13 protein-coding genes and 5 tRNA genes are annotated in these 20202 nt (G+C 40.7%); 5 read left to right on the top strand and 13 right to left on the bottom strand.

What is annotated here, in order from left to right:
* Window positions 1-20 precede the first annotated feature (20 nt).
* Genes MCT08_RS01895 through MCT08_RS01880 form a run of 4 tightly spaced genes read left to right on the top strand, consistent with a single transcriptional unit; the run spans window position 21 to window position 5592 of the window.
* Window positions 21-1340, top strand: a complete 1320-nt coding sequence (locus MCT08_RS01895) for a tyrosine-type recombinase/integrase (RefSeq protein WP_096037394.1) — start codon at window positions 21-23, stop codon at window positions 1338-1340.
* On the top strand, window positions 1333-3084 hold the full coding sequence (locus MCT08_RS01890) for a hypothetical protein (RefSeq protein WP_274677763.1): 1752 nt from the start codon (window positions 1333-1335) through the stop codon (window positions 3082-3084). Before MCT08_RS01895 ends, MCT08_RS01890 begins: the two co-directional genes overlap by 8 nt.
* Window positions 3071-5131 (top strand): hypothetical protein, encoded by a 2061-nt coding sequence (locus MCT08_RS01885; protein WP_274677762.1) that lies wholly within the window; start codon window positions 3071-3073, stop codon window positions 5129-5131. The genes MCT08_RS01890 and MCT08_RS01885 overlap by 14 nt, the downstream gene beginning before the upstream one ends.
* 2 nt (window positions 5132-5133) lie before the next feature.
* Complete coding sequence (locus MCT08_RS01880; protein ID WP_274677761.1) at window positions 5134-5592, top strand: hypothetical protein; 459 nt, start codon at window positions 5134-5136, stop codon at window positions 5590-5592.
* 347 nt (window positions 5593-5939) lie between these two features.
* Here the strand turns inward: MCT08_RS01880 and MCT08_RS01875 are convergent, their stop codons facing one another.
* The 13 genes from MCT08_RS01875 to MCT08_RS01815 all read right to left on the bottom strand — a co-directional run bounded on the left by MCT08_RS01875 (window position 5940) and on the right by MCT08_RS01815 (window position 19431).
* The gene (locus tag MCT08_RS01875; RefSeq protein WP_274677760.1) at window positions 5940-7091 is read right to left on the bottom strand and encodes a response regulator; all 1152 of its coding nucleotides are present in this window, start codon (window positions 7089-7091) and stop codon (window positions 5940-5942) included.
* Window positions 7084-7545 (bottom strand): response regulator transcription factor, encoded by a 462-nt coding sequence (locus tag MCT08_RS01870; protein WP_274677759.1) that lies wholly within the window; start codon window positions 7543-7545, stop codon window positions 7084-7086. Before MCT08_RS01870 ends, MCT08_RS01875 begins: the two co-directional genes overlap by 8 nt.
* Window positions 7532-10900, bottom strand: a complete 3369-nt coding sequence (locus tag MCT08_RS01865; protein ID WP_274677758.1) for a GHKL domain-containing protein — start codon at window positions 10898-10900, stop codon at window positions 7532-7534. Before MCT08_RS01865 ends, MCT08_RS01870 begins: the two co-directional genes overlap by 14 nt.
* Window positions 10901-11499: 599 nt before the next feature.
* Complete coding sequence (locus tag MCT08_RS01860) at window positions 11500-12405, bottom strand: SPOR domain-containing protein (RefSeq protein WP_274677757.1); 906 nt, start codon at window positions 12403-12405, stop codon at window positions 11500-11502.
* Between the two features lie 225 nt (window positions 12406-12630).
* Window positions 12631-13569, bottom strand: a complete 939-nt coding sequence (locus MCT08_RS01855; RefSeq protein ID WP_053309745.1) for an ABC transporter permease — start codon at window positions 13567-13569, stop codon at window positions 12631-12633.
* Window positions 13570-13571: 2 nt separating this feature from the next.
* Window positions 13572-14549, bottom strand: coding sequence for an ABC transporter permease (locus tag MCT08_RS01850; RefSeq protein ID WP_053309746.1), 978 nt, complete (start codon window positions 14547-14549; stop codon window positions 13572-13574).
* Between the two features lie 197 nt (window positions 14550-14746).
* Complete coding sequence (locus MCT08_RS01845; protein WP_274677756.1) at window positions 14747-16303, bottom strand: ABC transporter substrate-binding protein; 1557 nt, start codon at window positions 16301-16303, stop codon at window positions 14747-14749.
* A gap of 108 nt (window positions 16304-16411) precedes the next feature.
* Complete coding sequence (locus MCT08_RS01840) at window positions 16412-18127, bottom strand: dipeptide ABC transporter ATP-binding protein (protein ID WP_053309748.1); 1716 nt, start codon at window positions 18125-18127, stop codon at window positions 16412-16414.
* A gap of 743 nt (window positions 18128-18870) precedes the next feature.
* A tRNA-Pro gene (locus tag MCT08_RS01835) sits at window positions 18871-18947 on the bottom strand.
* A gap of 8 nt (window positions 18948-18955) precedes the next feature.
* Window positions 18956-19031 (bottom strand) — tRNA-His (locus MCT08_RS01830).
* A 42-nt stretch (window positions 19032-19073) separates the two neighbouring features.
* Window positions 19074-19150: transfer RNA gene (locus tag MCT08_RS01825), tRNA-Pro, on the bottom strand.
* A gap of 85 nt (window positions 19151-19235) precedes the next feature.
* A tRNA-His gene (locus MCT08_RS01820) sits at window positions 19236-19311 on the bottom strand.
* A 43-nt stretch (window positions 19312-19354) separates the two neighbouring features.
* Window positions 19355-19431 (bottom strand) — tRNA-Arg (locus tag MCT08_RS01815).
* A gap of 295 nt (window positions 19432-19726) precedes the next feature.
* On the opposite strand from MCT08_RS01815, the gene MCT08_RS01810 reads away from it, so the two are divergent.
* Window positions 19727-20134, top strand: coding sequence for a c-type cytochrome (locus MCT08_RS01810; protein WP_053309749.1), 408 nt, complete (start codon window positions 19727-19729; stop codon window positions 20132-20134).
* Window positions 20135-20202: the final 68 nt, after the last annotated feature.

The raw sequence follows: 20202 nt of genomic DNA, 5'->3' as shown, positions 1-20202 counted from the left end.
GTGATTTTCTAGGTGAATTTATGTTTCTCATACAATCAAGCAATGTCTATAAACAGACAGAACTATCAATCAGTGACAACACCTGTCAATGCTCTCCTGAGAAAGGGAATATTGGATCTCTCCCAACTCTGTTCAATGGTGATGGTTCATTCAACCATGAAGCCAATAGCTACCTCTTTTACCAAAAAGCGGTTAAGGATGCTAAAGACCTTAGCCCCTGCTCCCAAGCTCTTTATGCCTATTATCAATTCCTTGAAGATGAGAACTTAGCATGGGATACATTCCCTACCGTCAAAAGGCTAAAACCGACTTATCTATTCCGCTCTCACCTGCTAAAGCAAATTAAAAAAGGTAACTTGGCACATAGCACAGCAAGCGTTCGCATGAACCAAATTGTCAATTACTATAAGTGGTTAATGCATGACGGTTACCTAAAGATAAGGAACGAGAAAGAAGCTCCATTCAAAATGGAATTTGTTTCTGTTCAGAGTACGGGAATGTTGGCTCACGTTTCACCCACTTTTACCGTAGAAACAAGTGACCTACGCATTAAAGTCCCTAAAGATGCCGACAGTAGCAACATCCGGCCTCTAACTCCGTTGAGTCAAGAGTCACTGAGTATTCTCACTCAATATCTACCCAAAGCTTCTGAGGAGCTGCGCTTACAGGTGCTTATTTCTATTGATACTGGTATGCGTATCCAAGAGATAGCCACGTTATCCACTAGAGCTATCGAGACAGCGAAGCCTGTAGCTGAAAGTAAACACCGTTTTGAGTTGTCGCTATCACCTCAAGCAACAGGTGTCATGACCAAATACCTCAAATCTCGCCAAGTGGAAATCTCTGCCGAGTTATTATCGACATTGAATGAATATCGCGTTTCAGAGCGAAGAATCAAACGGGTAAACAAGCTTGACCAAAAACTTGAAGCACTACCAGAAACGGCTGACACGCTAAAGAAAGAGGCGCTTGAGCGATTGGAGCTATCTGAGCGTCACGAACCTTTGTTCGTCAGTGAACAAGGCAATCCCGTAACCGCTAAGTCGATAGAGGCTCGCTGGACAGAGCTTAGAGCCGAGATAAAACAGACCCACCCTACATTCACGCACCGCTTTCATGATTTGCGCTCGACTTATGGCACTTATCGACTCAATGACATGCTTGAAGCAAGGCTATCTTCATCAGAAAGTTTGGGACTACTGATGGGATGGATGGGGCACCGAAACGAATCTACCACCTGGAAATACTTGCGCTACCTGAAGCGCAAAGAGGCTTTCAAAGTTAAATTCGGCATTTTAGACGGCATCATGCATGAAGCGTTAGGCGGTGAGGATGAGTAATGTCGCTTATTTGCACGGCTGGAAGCCAGAGCTTTGTATTCAATTAGATGACGAACATAACTGTTTGGCCGACTTTAATCGCTTCATGGTTAAAGGGTTCCCCTCGACAGCCTCATTACAACAGGGGGGGCGCTTTGAAGATGCAAACAGGGAAGATTTTATCCTTCAAATGAAATCTCGCTTTGATGATTTAATGGATGAAGGTAAAAGCCATAAGTCACTGTACAGCACCTATTCTGCATGCTCTCTTTATCTTCGTTGGTGTGATGAATACAATGAAGAGGCATTCACACAAGGTTCCATTGAAGCTTACTTTGGGCTTCTTTATAGAGAGGTATTACTAGGAAAAATAAAGCGCTCTACCTTCAAAGTGAAACGCACTAAGATGCTGCGTTTATTTTGTGATTACTTAGACCTGCCAAGTACGCTCTTTGACAATATCACCATCACGGATAGTAGTGACGCTGAACCTTATGAGGCATACACGCGCAGCGACTTAAATCAATTACTGCCTTTTTTGCGCAGCCTATTCAAGCAAACTACCAAGCAGTTTATAGAAAATCCAGAAAAGCACATAAATGCCCATAAAAGCACTCCTACCATGACATTTGACTGGAAGGGAGAACAATACAAACTATGTGGTGGCATCAGCAAAATGATGTGTGCTGGCATTTATCTTCTTGCCTACTACACCTACGCCAATACCAGTGATTTATTCCAATTAATGCAACCTAATAACGTCTCTACATCAATCGGTGAAACTTGGTATACCATGCCCGCTTTTAAGCGGCGAGCATTCAAAACAATTCAAGTTGAAATGGGTGATCATGAGCTGGATATTCCTAAATACGCGATGAATTTCTTTGATACATTACTCGAAGCATCGCGCCTTATTTCTACAGGCTCCAACGCTACATTATTTCAAACAGTCGCCTCAAAAGAATGTAAGCAACTCAAGACAGGTACATTGCAGAGTTTTTTAAGGGTATGGGTAGAGAAACACTTTGCCTTTACTGACCAGACGGGTCGTCGTTTGCGCCCTGTTATCAGTCGATTTCGAGAAACGGGCGCACAAATCACGACTTACTATCAAGGTGAGTTGGTGAACGACATCATGCTCAACAACACTTCCAATACGAGAAAGCAAAACTACAGTAAGGGAAACCGAACTGCCAATAATGGGATGATACAAGATGCGATGTCCTTGCGAGAGCAAGAGATTAAGCACGGTGAAAGCACGAAAGAAGCTCAAAAGAGCTTAGGCATTGATGTGTTGGTCATCGAGGCAGAAAACAAAATCAATCTCCCTAACTTAAGTCGTACTCCAAACGGAGGAAGTTGCTCCGAGCCTTTTGGTGAAAAATCAGAAAAGTACACAAGAAAAGCGCTCAAGCATGGATTGATTAAAGACGGTGAGAGATTGGCGTGTGCCGACTTACTTGGTTGTTTTGGTTGCCCAGACCAGGTCATAGTTCAATCTCTCTCAGACATTTGGTGCCTATTAAGCTTCAAAAGCTGTATTGAAGAATCCCTATATCGCCACCTTGATGCTCATCACTACAAGAAGAACTTTGAAGACATCATTGTATTCATTGATACCAAAATTCTGCCAAACATTAAGTTCTCTCTGCTCAGAGCGGCAGAAGAAAAATTGGACGATGAGGGCTTACACCCGAATTGGGATGATGCCGAGTCAGTACTTAACCTCATTCCATCACAGGAGACATCAAATGAGCAGCGATAAATTCAATACTGGCCATTTATATCTTGCTGACTTTCCCGTTGAGCATAAAGTCCAGCCTACCGATATTGTCACCTTGTACCATGAGCAGCGATTCGATGAATTGGATGCCGTGGTGGTTTGCCGAGACAAAGACGGTAACGTCACCGCCACCTTCGGCCAAAACAGTTGGGATTGCTTTGCTTTTTCTCGTAAAAAAGGAAAGAACAATCTTAATTTTTCAAACTTAGATGCCCATCCAGAATTACAACGAGAGTTGAAGTTGTTCACTTACGGCTGGTTGTTTAATTTCTCTCCTCAAAACAAGAAGGCTGCAAAGTTTGCAACCATCCACTCTCGACTTGAAAAGGCCATGATATCCTACCGATTTCTTGCGCGAGAAGGTGAGCATTCCCTCTCTAAGCTTTCATATACCAATATGCGTCAGAGGTTCGATGAGTATCTTATGGAACATGAGTTAAGCTCCGGCACGCTCGTTAAAGTATTCGTAGCTATCAATAAAGCCATGGAGTACACAGCTTGGCACAAGGTAACTTTGGGTTTTGAACGCATAGAACCAGTAAATGAAGCTAAGCGGTTGAATGGCATAGGACAGCAACAAACTCTGGTTATTCCCGAACGTCTTTGTCACACCATCTATGGCAAAGCAATGGCTCTTATTGAAGAAGCTCTCCCTCATGCCACACTCATTGCCGATACTGAACGTGACCTCCAAGATAACTACATGCAAGGTAAGCAAATCTTAGAAAGTAAGTTGATAGCTGGCAGAGTCTTCGCATTCATGAATTCAGACGGAAGCAATGATTCCCATAAGCTTGCTATAGCCACTAGGGACAATCAACCCAGACAACCAAATGAGCTGATTAAGCCACTGGCAAGAAAGCTACCGAACATCCCCTTGAGGAATGGCACTGATTTTCAGCGATACTTAGGGCAACTAATCACGGCAAGTTACATTGTGTGCGGGGGATTTAGTGGTATGCGCGATAGCGAACTCGATAAGCTCACTGCGAACAGTTATTACCAAGATTCGCTCAATGGTCGAGTGCATCACCTTCTTCAATCTCATGCGTTTAAGTTAGGCGAAAAACGAGAAACGTGGATAACGGCATCCATATCAAAAACAGCGATTGATTTAATGTCCATACTCACTAAAAAGTGGCGAGATGAAACGCAACTCCCCAATGAGAAATACACAAATACACTTTGGGTAAATCAAACACTCCGCTCTCATGCACCGAAATTGATCACGAATTGGAACCAGCGACTACGACAGTTTTGTAAGCAGTTCAATTATGTTGTTACTGAAGACGATTACCAAGAGTGTGTGAAATCGAACCCTTGCTCACCGGTTAAAATTGAAAAGAGCGTTGTGGTCGGTCAACCTTGGCCAATGTCCACTCACCAATTTAGACGCACGTTAGCCTTTTACTGCGTTAAGAACCGATTGAGTTCACTGGTTGCACTTAAGCAGCAATTCAAACACTTGTATCTGGCGATGACAGAGTGGTACACGAATGGGGGACAGTTAGCTAGCCTTCGTGATTTAAAGATTGATCCACAAATCCAACAAGCGCTTGATGAAATTAACGCTGAATCCACTGCCAATAAAATTTTCAAACAATGGCATTCTGATGAAAAATTATCGGGCTCACATGGCAAAGCCATCATGAAGATGCGAGGTGATGTCCCTACAATCTACAGCTCTTGGGACACCATTTATAAAGCGGTAAAAAACGGTAAACTCACGCTTCATGGTTCACTGCATAGCTACTGCAAGAGTGGCTATGATTGCGATATGGATGGCGTAGTTGCACCGCAGTTTTGCGTCGATTGCTCGTCTGGAAGCAGCATTATTGATGAGCAACAAGCAAAGTGGTGGCAAAAGAGGCATCGTAGTTTATCGACCTATATGGCAACAGGAGACGATATTACGGTCACGGATAGAAGCCATTACATTACTCAAATTAGAGCGGCAGAAAACGTTATGCGTGACTTTGAAATGGAATTTACCCCTTTTGAAGCCGAACTCAATATTACGGAGGTTTAAGCATGGGTAAGAGTGAAAATACATTAGTCGCCCTTGAGGCAGCGTTAGACCGAATAACCAACGGTAAGCCGAAGCACATCCCCAAAAGCCGCAAATTGAGTGTGAGAGCGGTTGAAGAAGAAGCTAAACTCGGCAATGGCAGTGGTTATTACTACCCTGAGTTTGTTGAGAAGGTGAAGCAGACCAAAGTTAATATTGCAGAAGGAAAAGGCGAATACGTTCAACCAGAAATACAAGCGGTGCGGGGTAAGCTCAAAGAGCAAAAGCGCATTAAAAGTAACTTCAAAGACAAGTATGAGGCGGAGCGAGAGAAGTTAGCCCTGTTTGCGGCTGCACAGCATCACCTGAATGATAAGTTAGTTAAGGCACTGGCTCGTATTGATGAACTTGAATATGAGAATGCGGAGCTTCGGGAGAAGCTTGCCAAGCTAAAAAGGAGTACGGTGGTGCCAATTAAGTAGTTCCACCGCTGCCCACTCTCTGACAATTGAGTGGGCTCACCATCTAATCACACTCGGCACCCAAGCAACTCACACCCAACCAACTCTTTCAAACTCGTTTTTGGACATGATCGTTTCAACGACTTTACTAATTTAGCTTGTGACGAAGAACTAGAAGTATGTCAAACCTACAATTGAGTAGCGAAAATATGTCGCCCATTAAAGTAATTCGCACTGTAGAACTAGTTGATGACTTCGAAGGTGAGCATAGAGGAGTCTATCTATCTTTCTAATAGTTGAATTATTCAACGGATAGGTGGCAAGCCTAGAATTTTGTAAGCTTACCATCTACTACACTGCGCAAGATTTTAAACCAATAAATAGATTGTTAGAATTAAAAGAAAAACCACCAATAAAGCTGGTATGTGTCGCGTATACAGTAGTATTTCGATATTTTCACGTAGGGAAGAAAATTTTCTCTCATCGTATTGCTCCCCTTCACTTTCAAAAATTGCCGGTAACCAGTACTTATCAATGAAGCCTTCATCTCTATTGAAAAAGTCGTGTCCGCCTTTATAAAATCGATTTATAACGCTAGTGCCAATAAAGCCACTCCTACCGGCCATTCCCATGTCTACGCACGTGTAATGGCTCAATAGTAGAACATTATCATTATAGCCACATTCATTGTAAATCTTGTTGATAGAGAATCTCTTTATCAGTTTCTCGAAGCAATAGTTTGATTTCATAACAGAACTAACCAAAAAAAGCTTATCTACTTTTAAATCACAACTAACTGGCAATTTTTCAAGAGCTTTGACTATCGCGTAAGTTCCAAAACTATGCGAAAATACAATAAACTTTGAATCTGGATATTCTTCTACCAGTTTCTCAATTTTATCAGACAAATCATTTATTACTATATCCCGATATCGAGGAAAAAGTAGTTGGATCGCTGAGAAATAATTATACCTATATTTTTCAACTAAAGGTTCGTCGTTATGGCTCTTAACTGAACTTTCTAATTTATTCTGCCAATGACCTAAAGTTCTAATTCCATGTACAGAAAAAATAATATCTTTCCCCGACATTCTAGGCTTAGAAGCATTCGATGACAGATCCCATGCGATTTTGTTCTGTAAAGCCTCTTTCCAATCACTTAGTTCAAAATCATATAGTGAGAAGCAAAGGCTCTCAAACTCTGAACTTTGTTCTTTTTTTAAGTATTCGTATGATGTTAAACCAATAATTTGTTGTGGGAGATTGTATTTATTTGGATTCCCTTTCAACTTACTTAGCAGTGTTATACCACCACGCTCAACCGGCTTTCCTTTTTTCGTCATAGGCAGATTCAAATCTAGAATCACCATTGAATAAATATTGAATTTTAAAAGAGTTGTTGCCTCATTCACGGAAACGACATGTTCGATATGATTATTGCTAACATTACCTTTTAGCAATTCGCTTTTTACTTCCTCGAATTTATCAAGGTTATCTTCAACTATTAAATACTTACCCATTGATTATTTCACTTGTTATTTTTAATAACTCTTGCTCCCAACTTTTACTTTGGGTATTGTAATAAACACATCCCATAAATACTTCTGGAAAGTCTTTCTTTAAGTCATCACTTAATTTATCAATACTCACAGCATCACTATGACGCCCAAAAATATCGAATTGAGTAACTACTATCACAGGAACTGATACCTTTCGGTATTGCATTGTAGTCATTATATCTTTCCCTGCTAGAGCTTTTAGTGATGGTTTTCTTCCAGGCTTGGGATCGAAATTAGGCATCGACATATCAAGTATGATGATGTCAAATTGTTGACTTTTTATTTTTTTAGCTGTCCCAGAATAAGAGACTGAATATTCAAAGTTAGCATCTGGATACTTATCCTTAAGAACTGCAACTATGGCATTGGATTTATCTTCTTGGTCTTCTGCAACTAGAATATTAATATATCTCATCAAAAATACCTCCTTCATCCATGCGTATCGCCACACTAAAATCAAACCCAGTAAGTTCTAGTTCAATAATATTATCTACTTTTATATCATTGGAAATAACTTTCTTAATTTTAAATAGTCCGCTACCTGATTCTTTATTGGCATCGTCAATGTAAGCTAAGTTTATCTTTTCATTTATAACTTTAATCTTTTCAACACTAATTCTGTTATCATCTGGGTCAATCTTATTTGCTATAGTAAGCATAATGAAATTATCCTTACTATCAACATTGACTGATAAACTAGCTACTTCTTCTTCTTTTGTATGAACAACAGCATTATCAATCAGAATCAAGAAAATCATAACGAATTTTCTAAAGTGCTCGCCTTTAATGAATTTCTTATTTATATCTTGAAATTCAATATTAACCTGTCTATTTGGGTGTAATTCAAGTATCATTTCTTTTGCAGCATCAACAGAAGACCCTAGAAGAAAGCTCTGACTAGCTTCATTTTTCCACTCCATCCAGTCCATCAGCTCATCTACTTTTTCATTTATCTCTCTTTGTGCAAGCCGTATTATCCTGGTAAGTTCTTCAAACCTATATCTAGATGCCACTACCACTCCTTTAAGGGTATCAAAGAGTTGGTTAATTCCACTACGGTAGTTCCCATCAATATACTCTTTTAATGAAGCTAAGGATTCGTCAGTTATTTCAATCAAGTTATCTATTATTTCTTCTACAATATCCTCAACCAAAGAGTCCTTGGTTATACTATCTATTAGTCTTTCTATAAAATCTTGGTCCGTAAAGTAGTTAAAGGCTTTTTCATTATCATTGAACTCGCCAGTATTAATATGTATATAAGATTTAATTTCTTGTATTTTCTTATCAAGACCAATAGAAAAGTCTCGAAAAGCATTATCTAATTCAATTCGAGTCTTAGGCGTCATGTATGGATTTTGATGAAACCAATATTGATTTTTTTCAAAATGACCTTTATCTGTTTTTAAGTAACATAGGTTGTGTTTCTTAGCAGGTCCCCATAGCAAATTTACAATACCACCGTGTCTAATGTTCATATTTAGAAAATAGTCTAAACCATTCGTAGGGCTTAAAGTAAAAACATCTCTTACTTGAAGATAAAAATCCAAAATATCAACGAAGTATTCATTATTACTAACAGTAAAAGTGCCTTTTTTGGTCACTACTTCAGTGTAATCACTATCACTAACCTTTTTCTTCTCTGATATTTTTAATGAATCAAAAGTATTACTTAGGAGTTTAATTAACCCACTTTTAACAGAAAGAAAGTCGACCTCTATTTTTCCCAACCCACACTCAGTAATACAGGTTTCTTTAATTAGCTTCTCCAAGTTTCTGAATAAATCTTCTCTTAACTCACTATCATCCAGCTTGATAAGTAAGGTTTTAATTATATAAAACCTAAATATATAAACCTCTTCAGAGGACTCGAATATATCTATTTTTTCCAAAGCTGCCGGAGAGAGGACTTCGCTAAAGAAGTATGTGAACTCTTCACCATCAGGGATTTGAATGCTATTTGCATCTTCAATTCCCATTAGGTCCAATATATCCTCACAAATTAGACCTAATATTTCACCATCTTTATTTCCTAAAAGCCTATAATATTGGTCACAAACTATAGCTCTATCTATCAACTCAAGCTCGGATAGACCAGACTTATCTTCCTTATAAATATAATCATATATCTCTTTGACTGGTAATAAGTTCTGACCTTTCCCATCAACAATCAATCGCGATAAGCTATGAATAGCTTTGTCATACAGGCCTAGATTGTAATAGCAAGAAATCAATTTTGATTGTGCATGTTCAGAAAATAGAAAATCTGAACTTCGACTTAATTCATCATAATATTCTATACTTAAACCAAAATTGTGATCTTTGTAGTGACTATCACCGATAATTTTAAGTCTTCTATTCTCATCAACCAGATCAAAACTATCCAAGCTTTCTTCGGGATTAAGCAGTACCCTTTGAGAAATATTTTTAAACTCCAGATCTAAAGAGTTTTCTAGTTTAGTAAACGGATTAAATAATGAGCTATATATGTCAATGTAGCCATATAATTTTTCTACATTGAATTGTTCAGGGCCGTGGGAAAACTTGTCGCAGTGAAGTTTTATAAAATATGACCAGTCTGTATGGTAGAACCTAAGATAATATTTTTGGAGAGTTACTATAGACTTCCTCTTGTCAGAAGTAGTGTATAAACCAATGATCTCATTAAATATATCACCAATTAGATTATCCAAACTAGACTTTAGCCCACATCTAATTAGAGATTTTATGTAAATTTCATTTATTGACACAAAATTAGGTCTTAATGATAGTATCCGTTCTGACTCAACAACCACATCACCGTATTTCCCTTCTACATATAAGTCGCAAACCTTTAGCAATTCTTTATCAAAACTATCTGCAATTGCGTTGGGCTTTGTAATTAAGGCGGAAATGTTTTTGAGTGGTTTATCGTTGACCTCTCTTGCAAGGCCTTCAATTGAATCTAAGTATTTAAACAACTTCACGTTATTTAAGAAAAGAGAGTATAAGACTCTCCTAAATCCCAGAAACCTATCGACTATGTTGCTTGCAGAGTTTTCAGAAATGACGTTAGAGTAATCATCATATTTGGTTGCAGGAGAGAAGAAATGCGAGAAGTAGATTAAATCATTATTTCCTTTTGCCCCAAACTCCTCTGATTGATGCTGAATTGAAAATGAATACCTTTCAAATGAAACACTTTTATCACACCTAATAAATGGATAATTGGAATAAACCTCAGATAAGCTGTCAGAACCATTTGTAGAGAAGAAATCAATCACCTCATTTCTAAATAATTCAGATTCACTATGTAACCCTTTTTCGTAAAAAAGATTAAGCTTAGATGATATATACCAGTTGCTGTATCCGAAGCTGTCAAAAATTTCTTTTAACTTAACTTCAGCTCCATCTAAATCAGACAGCAATATTAATGCATCATATTCATCTGAAAGCTCTACAAATCGTGATATTTCAAAAGAAAAGGACTTTAATATCTGGCATTCAAAAGCAATGTCGAAATCTAAACCATGAGGTGAATCCATATACCTTAAATTGCTTTTGATATGGAAATCAGTAGGAAACTTGCAATCTATCGCACGATCTCGAAGCTCAGGCTCTGCGAGCATGTTGCAAAGCTGATGCAATGCTTCTTTCTCAGGCAATCCCCTAGTTAAAGACAGTTTCAATCTAGTAGTCTTAGGTGAAGTTTTTTTCTTCAACCCTACAACTTGCTTAACTATCTTTGATTGAAGACTCAACCCTTTCTTCCGATTTCTTTTCTTCGCCATACTACCACCCAATACATAACCTTCTGATATTACGCTCTTTCATATGATTATCACAATAGGTTCATATGAAAAAAGAAGGAGCCCATGTGGCTTTATCGACGGATTGTTACCGTGTTTAGCCACTAAACCACAGTGCTTATAGAATATGTACCAAGGAAATTGCTAGACGTGTTCGTATTACTCCGGAGGTGTCAGAGAATTCCGGCGTCCAATCTGTTCACGCCCACAATGAGTAGCGTTTGCCCTCTTTAATCGGATTAGATTTGATAGGGTAAATATATATTTACCCTTAATAGGGCATTTGCTCTAACTGATTTCGGGGAAAAAATGAGTTTGTTCCCGCAAGGCATCACCCCGCCACGCCTCAAAAGTGCGCCTTTAAGAAGTGACTAATTTTCTGGAAACTGATAGCATCAAAGTTCAAGATTTAGGAAAAATAGCTAAAAATTACTGTTTTTCTGGAAAAGGCTCGTAAGTCTTATCACACAAATTTTTCCAGATTTATTGCTGAAACCACCTGTGTAGGTACTCTGTTACCATGAGGTAACCCTTTGTATTAATTTAAAAATCCCGCGAAATGCGGGGTTTTTAGTTAAATGCTACTTCACACAAATAACATTGAGTAGCGATGAGCCTTTGAGCTGACTGACCTTACCACTGGTAAACAACCCTTTTTTACCCCATCCCCAATATGGAAGATGCATTGGCCATTGATCACTTTTCATCAGTTTTGAATCAAGCAGACGCTGCCACTCTTCTTCAGTAGCCAAACGCATGTTGAGTGTGGCACAGGTTTTTTCTGCCGAATCATAACTTAAACGATTCCAAGCTAACCCATGTTCCATATAAAACTGATCATCACCAGAGGTGATATGCGGCACTTGGTATTCAATGCCATTGGTTGTAGCGCTCAAGCGAATAGTCATATTGCTAGCCGCTGTCGCTTGAGCTTTAGGAACTTCCGTTAATGTTTTCGGCTGTGCTTTGGGTTTAGCCTGAGGCTTTTTAGTGGCAACAGGTGCTGGCGCTTTCGGTTTTTGTACTGAAGCCGCAGCCTGACCATTGCTTCTTTGCACTTCACGAATAAACGCTTCTTTGTATCCAGGTACTTTTTGTATTAACGGTAGCTCTTTCTGTGCTTGCGCATAGTCAGTATAAGGGCCAATCAAACAGCGGTAGGTGTTGGCTTCTGGTTTAAGCCAAACGTCGGTAGAGATATGTGCATAAAACAATTTAGCTTTTTGTAGCGGCAAAGGCTTACTCAATACTCCGCATTGAATCCAAAAATTTGAAGACTGACTTTTGGGCTTTTTTTTGCCCCATAGCCCTTGACCAATAGGACATGCCTTATCCAAAACCGGCAATTGATTGGTCGATGCTTGTGTTGCATCACAGAGAAAATCTTCCGCCCATACGGGTTGGAAAAAGGCAGGAAGAGCCAATAGTGTCAAACTCGAAACGGTGCGAAGCATATTTTTCAGCATCAGACCCATACTCATATCCATATTATTTGTTAATTATAGTAACAACATTGCTCGTTCAATGTTCAACATCTTCATACCATACCCTAACTATTTGAAACTTCTGTGAGATAGCAAACGAATGAAAATTAACTCGTCAAAATAATGCTAGCAAATAGCGCGAGTACAAAAATCATGCAAAAAAAGAGCCGCATTATTCTGCAGCTCTTAGTGTAGGTATCTTTTGATCAAAAAATCAATGAATTCACATCACCCTTTATAGATCTTAGGGTTGAACACATCGCGTAACCAGTCACCGAGTAAATTGATAACCAAAACCAACGTGACCAACACAAAACCTGGGAATGCAGTAATCCACCACGCGCCAGAGAATATGTAGTTAAAACCAATACTGATCAGCGCACCAAGTGACGGTTGGTCAACCGGCAAACCTAAACCAAGGAAAGAAAGTGCCGCTTCAGACATGATGGCGTTGGCAATTTGTACCGTAGAGATAACCAAAATTGGCGACAAACAGTTCGGTAGAATATGACGGAACATAATGCGTGGCGCTTTAAAGCCCATCACACGAGCGGCTTCCACATACTCTTTCTTCTTCTCTGCCAATACAGAGGCTCGAATGGTACGTGCATATTGCGGCCATTCTGCAACGCCAATAATCACTACCAACATTACTACAGCGTATTGACTGTAGAACTCGCTGCCAAAACTAGCTTTAAAAATAGCCGAGACAATGATCGCCACCATCATGGTCGAAAATGACAACTGAACATCAGCAAAACGCATCAAAAAGCTATCAATACGGCCACCAAAATAACCGGCAGAAAGGCCAATCACAATCCCCAGAATTAACTGTAAACCAACCGCAAGAAAGCCAATCGTCAATGATAAACGAGAGCCATAAAGCATGGTTGAGAATATATCGCGACCTTGCTCATCAGTGCCCAAAATAAAGCGTTCTTCTCCACCATCCATCCATGATGGTGGTAATTCAGCATCCATAATATCAATCGATGACAGATCGTACGGGTTGCTTGGCGCAATTAATGGTGCCGCGATAGACAGAGTTAAGAACATCAGGAAGATGGCAAAACTGGTCATCGCGACTTTATCGCGCAAGAAATGATAAAGAAAATCAGACTGTTTGAAACGCTCCCAACGAGATGGAGCAGCAGCAAATTGGCTCATGGTTAAGCTCCTTTTCCAGTTAGGTTAACGGTTGGGTTAATAAGCCCATATAGCAGGTCAACAATGGTATTGGTCACCACGAAAATCAAACCCACAAAAATAACGTAGGCGGTGATCAACGGAGTATCGACACGGTTGATGGCTTCAAGGAAAAGAAAGCCTGTACCCGGCCACTGGAAAACAGTTTCGGTTAAAATGGTGTACGCCACCATAGTACCGATTTGGACACCACCTACTGTTAATACTGGTAGCATGGTGTTCTTCAACGCATGTTGATAATAAATTTTGTTCAATGCCAAGCCTTTTGCTTTGGCAAATTTAATGTATTCAGAACTCAATACCTCTAGCATTTCAGAACGCACCAAACGGATAAACAGCGGTAGCATGATCGATGCCAGTGATACACACGGCAAAACAAGGTGCGCTAACCCATCAAGAGTGAAAAAGCCTGACTCCCAACCTAACCAGTTAGCGGTTTCGCCACGCCCGTAAGAAGGCAGCCAGCCCAAGGCGATAGAAAATACATACATCAACATAATCGCGGTCAAAAACACGGGGATGGAAATACCGATACTACTGCCGGCCATCACGACCTTAGTAAAGAAGCTCTTAGGATGAATGGCGGTATACACACCCAAAGGAATCGAGCAAACAATGATGATGATGGTTGCACCTAGCACGAGCTCTAGCGTGGCAACTAACTTGTCTAAAATCACGTCAACGGCTGGACGTTTGAAGAAATAAGATGTGCCTAAGTCACCTTGAACGGCAGCGGTAATAAAACGAGTGTATTTGGTAACGAAAGGATCATTGAGGCCCAGTTCGTCACGCAGTGCTTGACGCTCGGCTTCTGAAACAGATTGCCCAACAAGCTCACGCAACGGATCGCCCAGGTTATCCTGAATGGCAAACGCCACTAAACTGATCACAAACATCACTATCAGTGCCTGAAACAGGCGCTTGACCAGAAACGAAAACATTCCTTGCCCCTTAACTATCCATGATGGTTCTTTTTAAAATTTAATAACTTTAATAGGAACGGAGAAATTCAGTCTTAAAAATGGCACCTAACCCGACTGAAACAAAGCTAAGTACCTAAATCTTAATAAGGCATCCAACTGCGGATGCCTTGAATGGCTTAAGTGCCGCTACCGAAGTAACGGCATTGCTTAAGTAATTATTCGCTTACGACGAGGTCACCGAAGTAAGGGAATTCCATCGCGTTAACAATTGGTTTGATATCCAGTGTAGATTTCGCACCCCACGCTAGGTTCTGCCAATGTAGAGGAACAAATGCTGCATCGTTGTATAGCGTTGTTTCTACTTTTTGTAGCATCGCAGCACGTTTTGCAGGATCAGTTTCTACGTTTGATGCTTCAACTAACTTGTCAACTTCAGGGTTTGAGTAGTGACCACAGTTGTACTGACCTTTACCTGTCTCTTCGTTACGAGTCATGGTTAGGAATTCAGAGAAGTTCGCTGAATCTTCAGTATCTGAGTGCCAACCGATCATCAACATATCTGCTGCACATTTATCAAACTCTGGCCAGTATTGCGCTTTTGGCATGGTTTTTAGATCAACTTTAATGCCGATCTTAGACAGCATAGCTGCTGCCGCTTGCGCTACTTTCGCATCATTCACGTAACGGTTGTTAGGAGCGATCATTGTCAGTGTGAAGCCTTTTTCGTAACCGGCTTCTTTCATCAACGCTTTCGCTTTTTTCAGATCGTAACGTGGAACAAGGTTGGCATCATAACCTGCATAGCCTGAAGGGCCTTGTTGACCAGCCGCTGTTGCAAAACCTTTCATGATCTTATCAACAATACCTTCATTGTTAATCGCATGAACGATCGCTTGACGTACTCGTACATCTTTCAGTGCTTCATTGCTATTTTGGTTCATTTGGAAAGTAATGATACGTGTACCAGGTAAGGTCACTAGATCAATACCTTTCGCTTGCTCAACACGTTTGTGGTCATTCGGTGCAACTGGTGCAATCATATCAACATCGCCAGAAAGCAGCGCTGCAACACGTGTTGCATCTTCTTTAATTGGCACCAACGTTAACTTATCAACGTTACCTTTAGATGCTTTATCCCAGTAATCATTGAAGCGTTCAAATTCAACTTTTACGCCTTGCTCACGCGAAGTTACGATAAATGGACCCGTACCTGAAACATGAGTTGAAGCGAAAGAGTTACCATGTTTCACCACTTCAGACTTATCTTTACCATCGTCCGTTTTGCCTGAATAGAACTTGCTATCCATTGGGAAAATGTAAGTCGCCGTTTGCAGAACCAATGGGTAAGCACCTTTCGATACGATTTCGACGGTGTAATCGTCTATTTTTACCATTTTCTCATAAGGTTCAAAGATAGCTTTGAAGTCAGGAGAGTTTTGTAGTCGCTCAAACGTCCATACCACGTCGTCTGCCGTTAGTTCGTTACCAGAGTGGAACTTAACACCTTTACGTAGGTTAAAGCGGAAGGTTGTTTCATCAACACGCTCCCATTTTTCAGCAAGGCGAGGTTCAAAATCAAATGTCTGGGTGTAACGAACTAGAGGATCAAACACCATGTGAGACATTTGCAGTGTGCCGCCAGATAGCTGCTCATGCGGGTCAAGTGACACTGGGTCAGCATCGTAAGCGACAGTAATATCTGCCGCGCTTGCTGCAAAGCTCAAACCTGCAGCCATTAAAGCCACTGCTAATTTGCTTTTCATGGTTTTCATTGCATAACTCCTTATGCGGGAATCCAAATCCCTAGTTGTTGTATTTGCTTCTGTTTATTAATCCCAAGCAAGCTTGGTGGTTATATATCAGTTAGTCATTATTGCGGCTTATGCCGTTACTACATCTTCTCTTAAACCTGTAAATTCAGGCATTAAAGAAATCAAATGCTGGCTATATTCATGCTGTGGTGAAGTAAACAATTGCTCGGTAGGAGCAACTTCCAGCAAGGTTCCCATTTGCATCACCCCTACGCGGTCGCACATCTGGCGAATAACCGGTAAATCATGGCTGATAAACAACATGGTTAAATTCAACTCATCTTGAAGATCTTTCAGTAGGTTGAGAATTTGTGCTTGTACCGAAACATCCAATGCTGAGGTTGGTTCATCACAAATCAATAGACGAGGACGAGTAGCCAAGGCACGAGCAATAGAAATACGCTGACGCTGGCCACCAGAAAACTCATGTGGGTATTTCACCCCTGCCATTTTACCAAGACCAACATGCTCTAGAAGATCATTAACAATTTGGCGTGTTTCTGATTCGCTGTTGGTTAATTTATGAAAACGGATTGGTTCTGCGATGATATCGAAGATTTTCATGCGCGGGTTCATCGACGTATATGGGTTTTGGAAAACCATCTGCATTTGTCGACGCATTGGGCGACGTTCTTTTTCCGATTTAAGACCCGTCAAATCAATACCTTCAAAACACACTTTGCCAGAATTCGGTGCGTACAGTCCGGCAATGACTCGCGCAATCGTCGATTTACCAGAGCCAGACTCCCCAACCAAACCAAAGGTTTCACCTTCAAATACATCAAAACTGACATTATTCGAGGCTTGCACGTATTCACGACGACTTTCAAATAGCGAATCTTTGGTAGTAAAACGAAGATTGACGTTTTCGACAGTCAGCAGTGGACCTGTGTATTGACGATTGTCCTGACTTTGACCTAGCCAGTGGTTTTTCACATCTAACGGCTTTAGCTCACTAGCTTCTTCGATATAACTTACCAGTGGGAAACGGTCGAGTTTCTTATCTGAACGTGGCACCGCAGAAATCAAGCTGCGAGTGTACGAGTGATCAGGCGCGCCCAAGACTTTAGCGGTTGGGCCAAATTCAACTAAGTCACCGCGATACATTACCGCAACTCGGTCTGTAACATTAGACACAACGCCCATGTCGTGGGTAACCAACATACAACCCACGTTGTTCTTTATGCAAAGATCGCGGATTAGGCTTAGAATTTGGTCTTGAATCGAAACATCTAGTGCTGTGGTTGGCTCATCGGCAATGATGAGATCAGGTTCGCCAGCAAGCGCAATAGCAATAACCACACGCTGACGCATACCACCAGAAAATTGGTGCGGATACTGCTTCAAACGATTTTCAGGTTGAGGAATACCAACCTGATTCATTAATGAAAGCGCTCGTTGGTAAGCTTCTTCTTCGCTAACCTTCATGTTAGCGTGAATCGTTTCAGTGAGTTGGTGTTCAACCGTGAAAAGAGGGTTTAATGATGTCATCGGATCTTGGAAGATGAAACCGATTTTAGAACCGCGTACACTGCGCATCTGCTCAGGAGATAAGCCCGATATTTTTTCGCCATCGAGGAATACCTCACCACTGGCGATCAGGCCAGGAGGGCTCAATAAATCGATAACAGCGTTACCTACGGTTGATTTCCCAGCGCCAGATTCACCGACCACACCAACAATTTCACCTCGTTCAATATTGAACGACAGTGATTTTACTGCAGCATGCACACCATGACGTGACGGATATTCTATACGCAGGTTTTTAACTTCTAAAAGTGACATCCCAGACCTCTACGGCTTTGGCAATATTCTGCCCTGTCTGCAACTAACTCAAACCAAATTAGGCTCAAAGTCAGTCAAATTGAATCCATTCTTACCAGTACAATATTCTGGTAATTTATAAGCCCATCAATTTGGCAAATATTTCACAGAAAAGCAACATCCATAGGATAAAAAATCGATATCACCTAAAAGCAAAGCAGTAAAATCGTATTTTTATGCATGACATATGCATGAAGCATTGGTCTTACCAATATTCTGGCACCTTATTAATCACCTTTAAATATAGCCTTAATCGCTACAAAATTGCCCACCATCGATATATTATAAAAAAAATACCAGAATAAAATCTCAAACTATTTTACGGCAAAAAACGCAACATAACAGAAACAAAAACTAGATTTTCAAACCGAATGCCAAACTAAAAACCACCATACAGCATAAATGGCAGTTGATTAGTCTAAGTTCAAATTTGAGATTTATGGATAAGAAAATAATAATCCACTGCCATAATGAGTAAAAAATCAATAGCGGTATTCGTACGTTAAAATTGAGGTAAGAAGTCAAACACAGATGCAAAAAGCCCCAGTCTTTCGACTGAGGCTTCTTTATAGTGGTCGATGAAGAGCCAGATCTGGAACATCAGGCGAACCCCCGACCCCATTCTATCGTTACTAATACAATACACTGATGCAAAAAGCATAGATGTAAAAAAGCCCCAGTCTTTCGACTGAGGCTTCTTATAGTGGTCGGTGAAGAGGGATTCGAACCCCCGACCCTCTGGTCCCAAACCAGATGCGCTACCAAGCTGCGCTATTCACCGAAAATCAATGGGGTGGCTAACGAGATTCGAACTCGCGACCACCGGAATCACAATCCAGGGCTCTACCAACTGAGCTATAGCCACCACTAATTTTTTATATAACCGCTATTGCGATTATTGAAATAGTGGTCGGTGAAGAGGGATTCGAACCCCCGACCCTCTGGTCCCAAACCAGATGCGCTACCAAGCTGCGCTATTCACCGACGAATTTTATTTCGATTCTTGGGATGTTGCTTGAATCAAAACTGGAAACTTTCATTCACTAAGTAAATGGAGTTACCTAAATAATGGGGTGGCTAACGAGATTCGAACTCGCGACCACCGGAATCACAATCCAGGGCTCTACCAACTGAGCTATAGCCACCACTATTTTTGCCAATTTGCCACTTACTTAGTAAGCGTCCGGATGGCGCGCCCGAAAGGATTCGAACCTTCGACCTTTGGCTCCGGAGGCCAACGCTCTATCCAGCTGAGCTACGGGCGCATGCCCTATCGGCGGAGTGGAATAATACGTAGTTCACACTAGGGCGTCTAGTATTTTTTCAACTTTTTTTATCGTTTGGCGGCTTTTTCAGCAGATAATAACCATTATCTGTACATTACAGATGTGACTCACCCCTTGAAGATCGCAACTTGTTGTTTATTGCAACAACTTCTCAGGATATAATCACCCAATATTTACATTGATTTAACAGGTTTTATCACTTTTTAAATCAACCACACTCTAAGTATAAAAACAGGTAAACGTGAATTTACCTCTGGAATGTAAAGTGAGTTTAATTGATATGTCTCGACGAATCATAAGCGTTTTGTTCGCTGCTTTAACTTTTTCTACGGCCGCGATGGCAACAAGCCAAGCTGACTACGATGCTATTGCTGAACGCATTAAACCTGTAGGTGATGTCTATCTAGCTGGCAGTGAGCCTGTCGTTGAAGAGCCGACTGGCCCTCGCGATGGTGCAAAAGTTTACGGCACTTTTTGTATTGCTTGCCACGCTTCTGGTGTTACTGGCGCACCAAAAGCTGGTAATGCCGATGAATGGGCCCCTCGTATCGCTCAAGGTATGGACGTTCTGAAAAACCACGCAATCAACGGTTTTAATGCCATGCCAGCGAAAGGAACCTGTATGGATTGTTCTGATGATGAGATCGTCGCAGCCATCGAGCACATGATAAAAGACTTGTAGTGTATTATCTTTAAATAAAGAAGGCTTGGTATCTGACCAAGCCTTCTTTATTTGTATCGTATAATCTG

The organism is Vibrio aestuarianus, from assembly GCF_028858425.1.
In the GTDB taxonomy this organism is placed as follows: Bacteria; Pseudomonadota; Gammaproteobacteria; order Enterobacterales; family Vibrionaceae; genus Vibrio; species Vibrio aestuarianus.
Note: the sequence above shows the minus strand (reverse complement) of the source record. Positions and strands in the feature narration are given on the sequence as shown.

What these genes read in the sequence shown, in the direction of transcription:
- MCT08_RS01885 (WP_274677762.1), top strand. Translation starts at nt 3,071, where the DNA reads ATGAGCAGCGATAAATTCAATACTGGCCATTTATATCTTGCTGACTTT.
- MCT08_RS01875 (WP_274677760.1), bottom strand. Translation starts at nt 7,091, where the DNA reads ATGGGTAAGTATTTAATAGTTGAAGATAACCTTGATAAATTCGAGGAA.
- MCT08_RS01865 (WP_274677758.1), bottom strand. Translation starts at nt 10,900, where the DNA reads ATGGCGAAGAAAAGAAATCGGAAGAAAGGGTTGAGTCTTCAATCAAAG.
- MCT08_RS01870 (WP_274677759.1), bottom strand. Translation starts at nt 7,545, where the DNA reads ATGAGATATATTAATATTCTAGTTGCAGAAGACCAAGAAGATAAATCC.
- MCT08_RS01880 (WP_274677761.1), top strand. Translation starts at nt 5,134, where the DNA reads ATGGGTAAGAGTGAAAATACATTAGTCGCCCTTGAGGCAGCGTTAGAC.
- MCT08_RS01890 (WP_274677763.1), top strand. Translation starts at nt 1,333, where the DNA reads ATGAGTAATGTCGCTTATTTGCACGGCTGGAAGCCAGAGCTTTGTATT.
- MCT08_RS01840 (WP_053309748.1), bottom strand. Translation starts at nt 18,127, where the DNA reads ATGTCACTTTTAGAAGTTAAAAACCTGCGTATAGAATATCCGTCACGT.
- MCT08_RS01855 (WP_053309745.1), bottom strand. Translation starts at nt 13,569, where the DNA reads ATGAGCCAATTTGCTGCTGCTCCATCTCGTTGGGAGCGTTTCAAACAG.
- MCT08_RS01850 (WP_053309746.1), bottom strand. Translation starts at nt 14,549, where the DNA reads ATGTTTTCGTTTCTGGTCAAGCGCCTGTTTCAGGCACTGATAGTGATG.
- MCT08_RS01845 (WP_274677756.1), bottom strand. Translation starts at nt 16,303, where the DNA reads ATGAAAACCATGAAAAGCAAATTAGCAGTGGCTTTAATGGCTGCAGGT.
- MCT08_RS01860 (WP_274677757.1), bottom strand. Translation starts at nt 12,405, where the DNA reads ATGGATATGAGTATGGGTCTGATGCTGAAAAATATGCTTCGCACCGTT.
- MCT08_RS01895 (WP_096037394.1), top strand. Translation starts at nt 21, where the DNA reads ATGTTTCTCATACAATCAAGCAATGTCTATAAACAGACAGAACTATCA.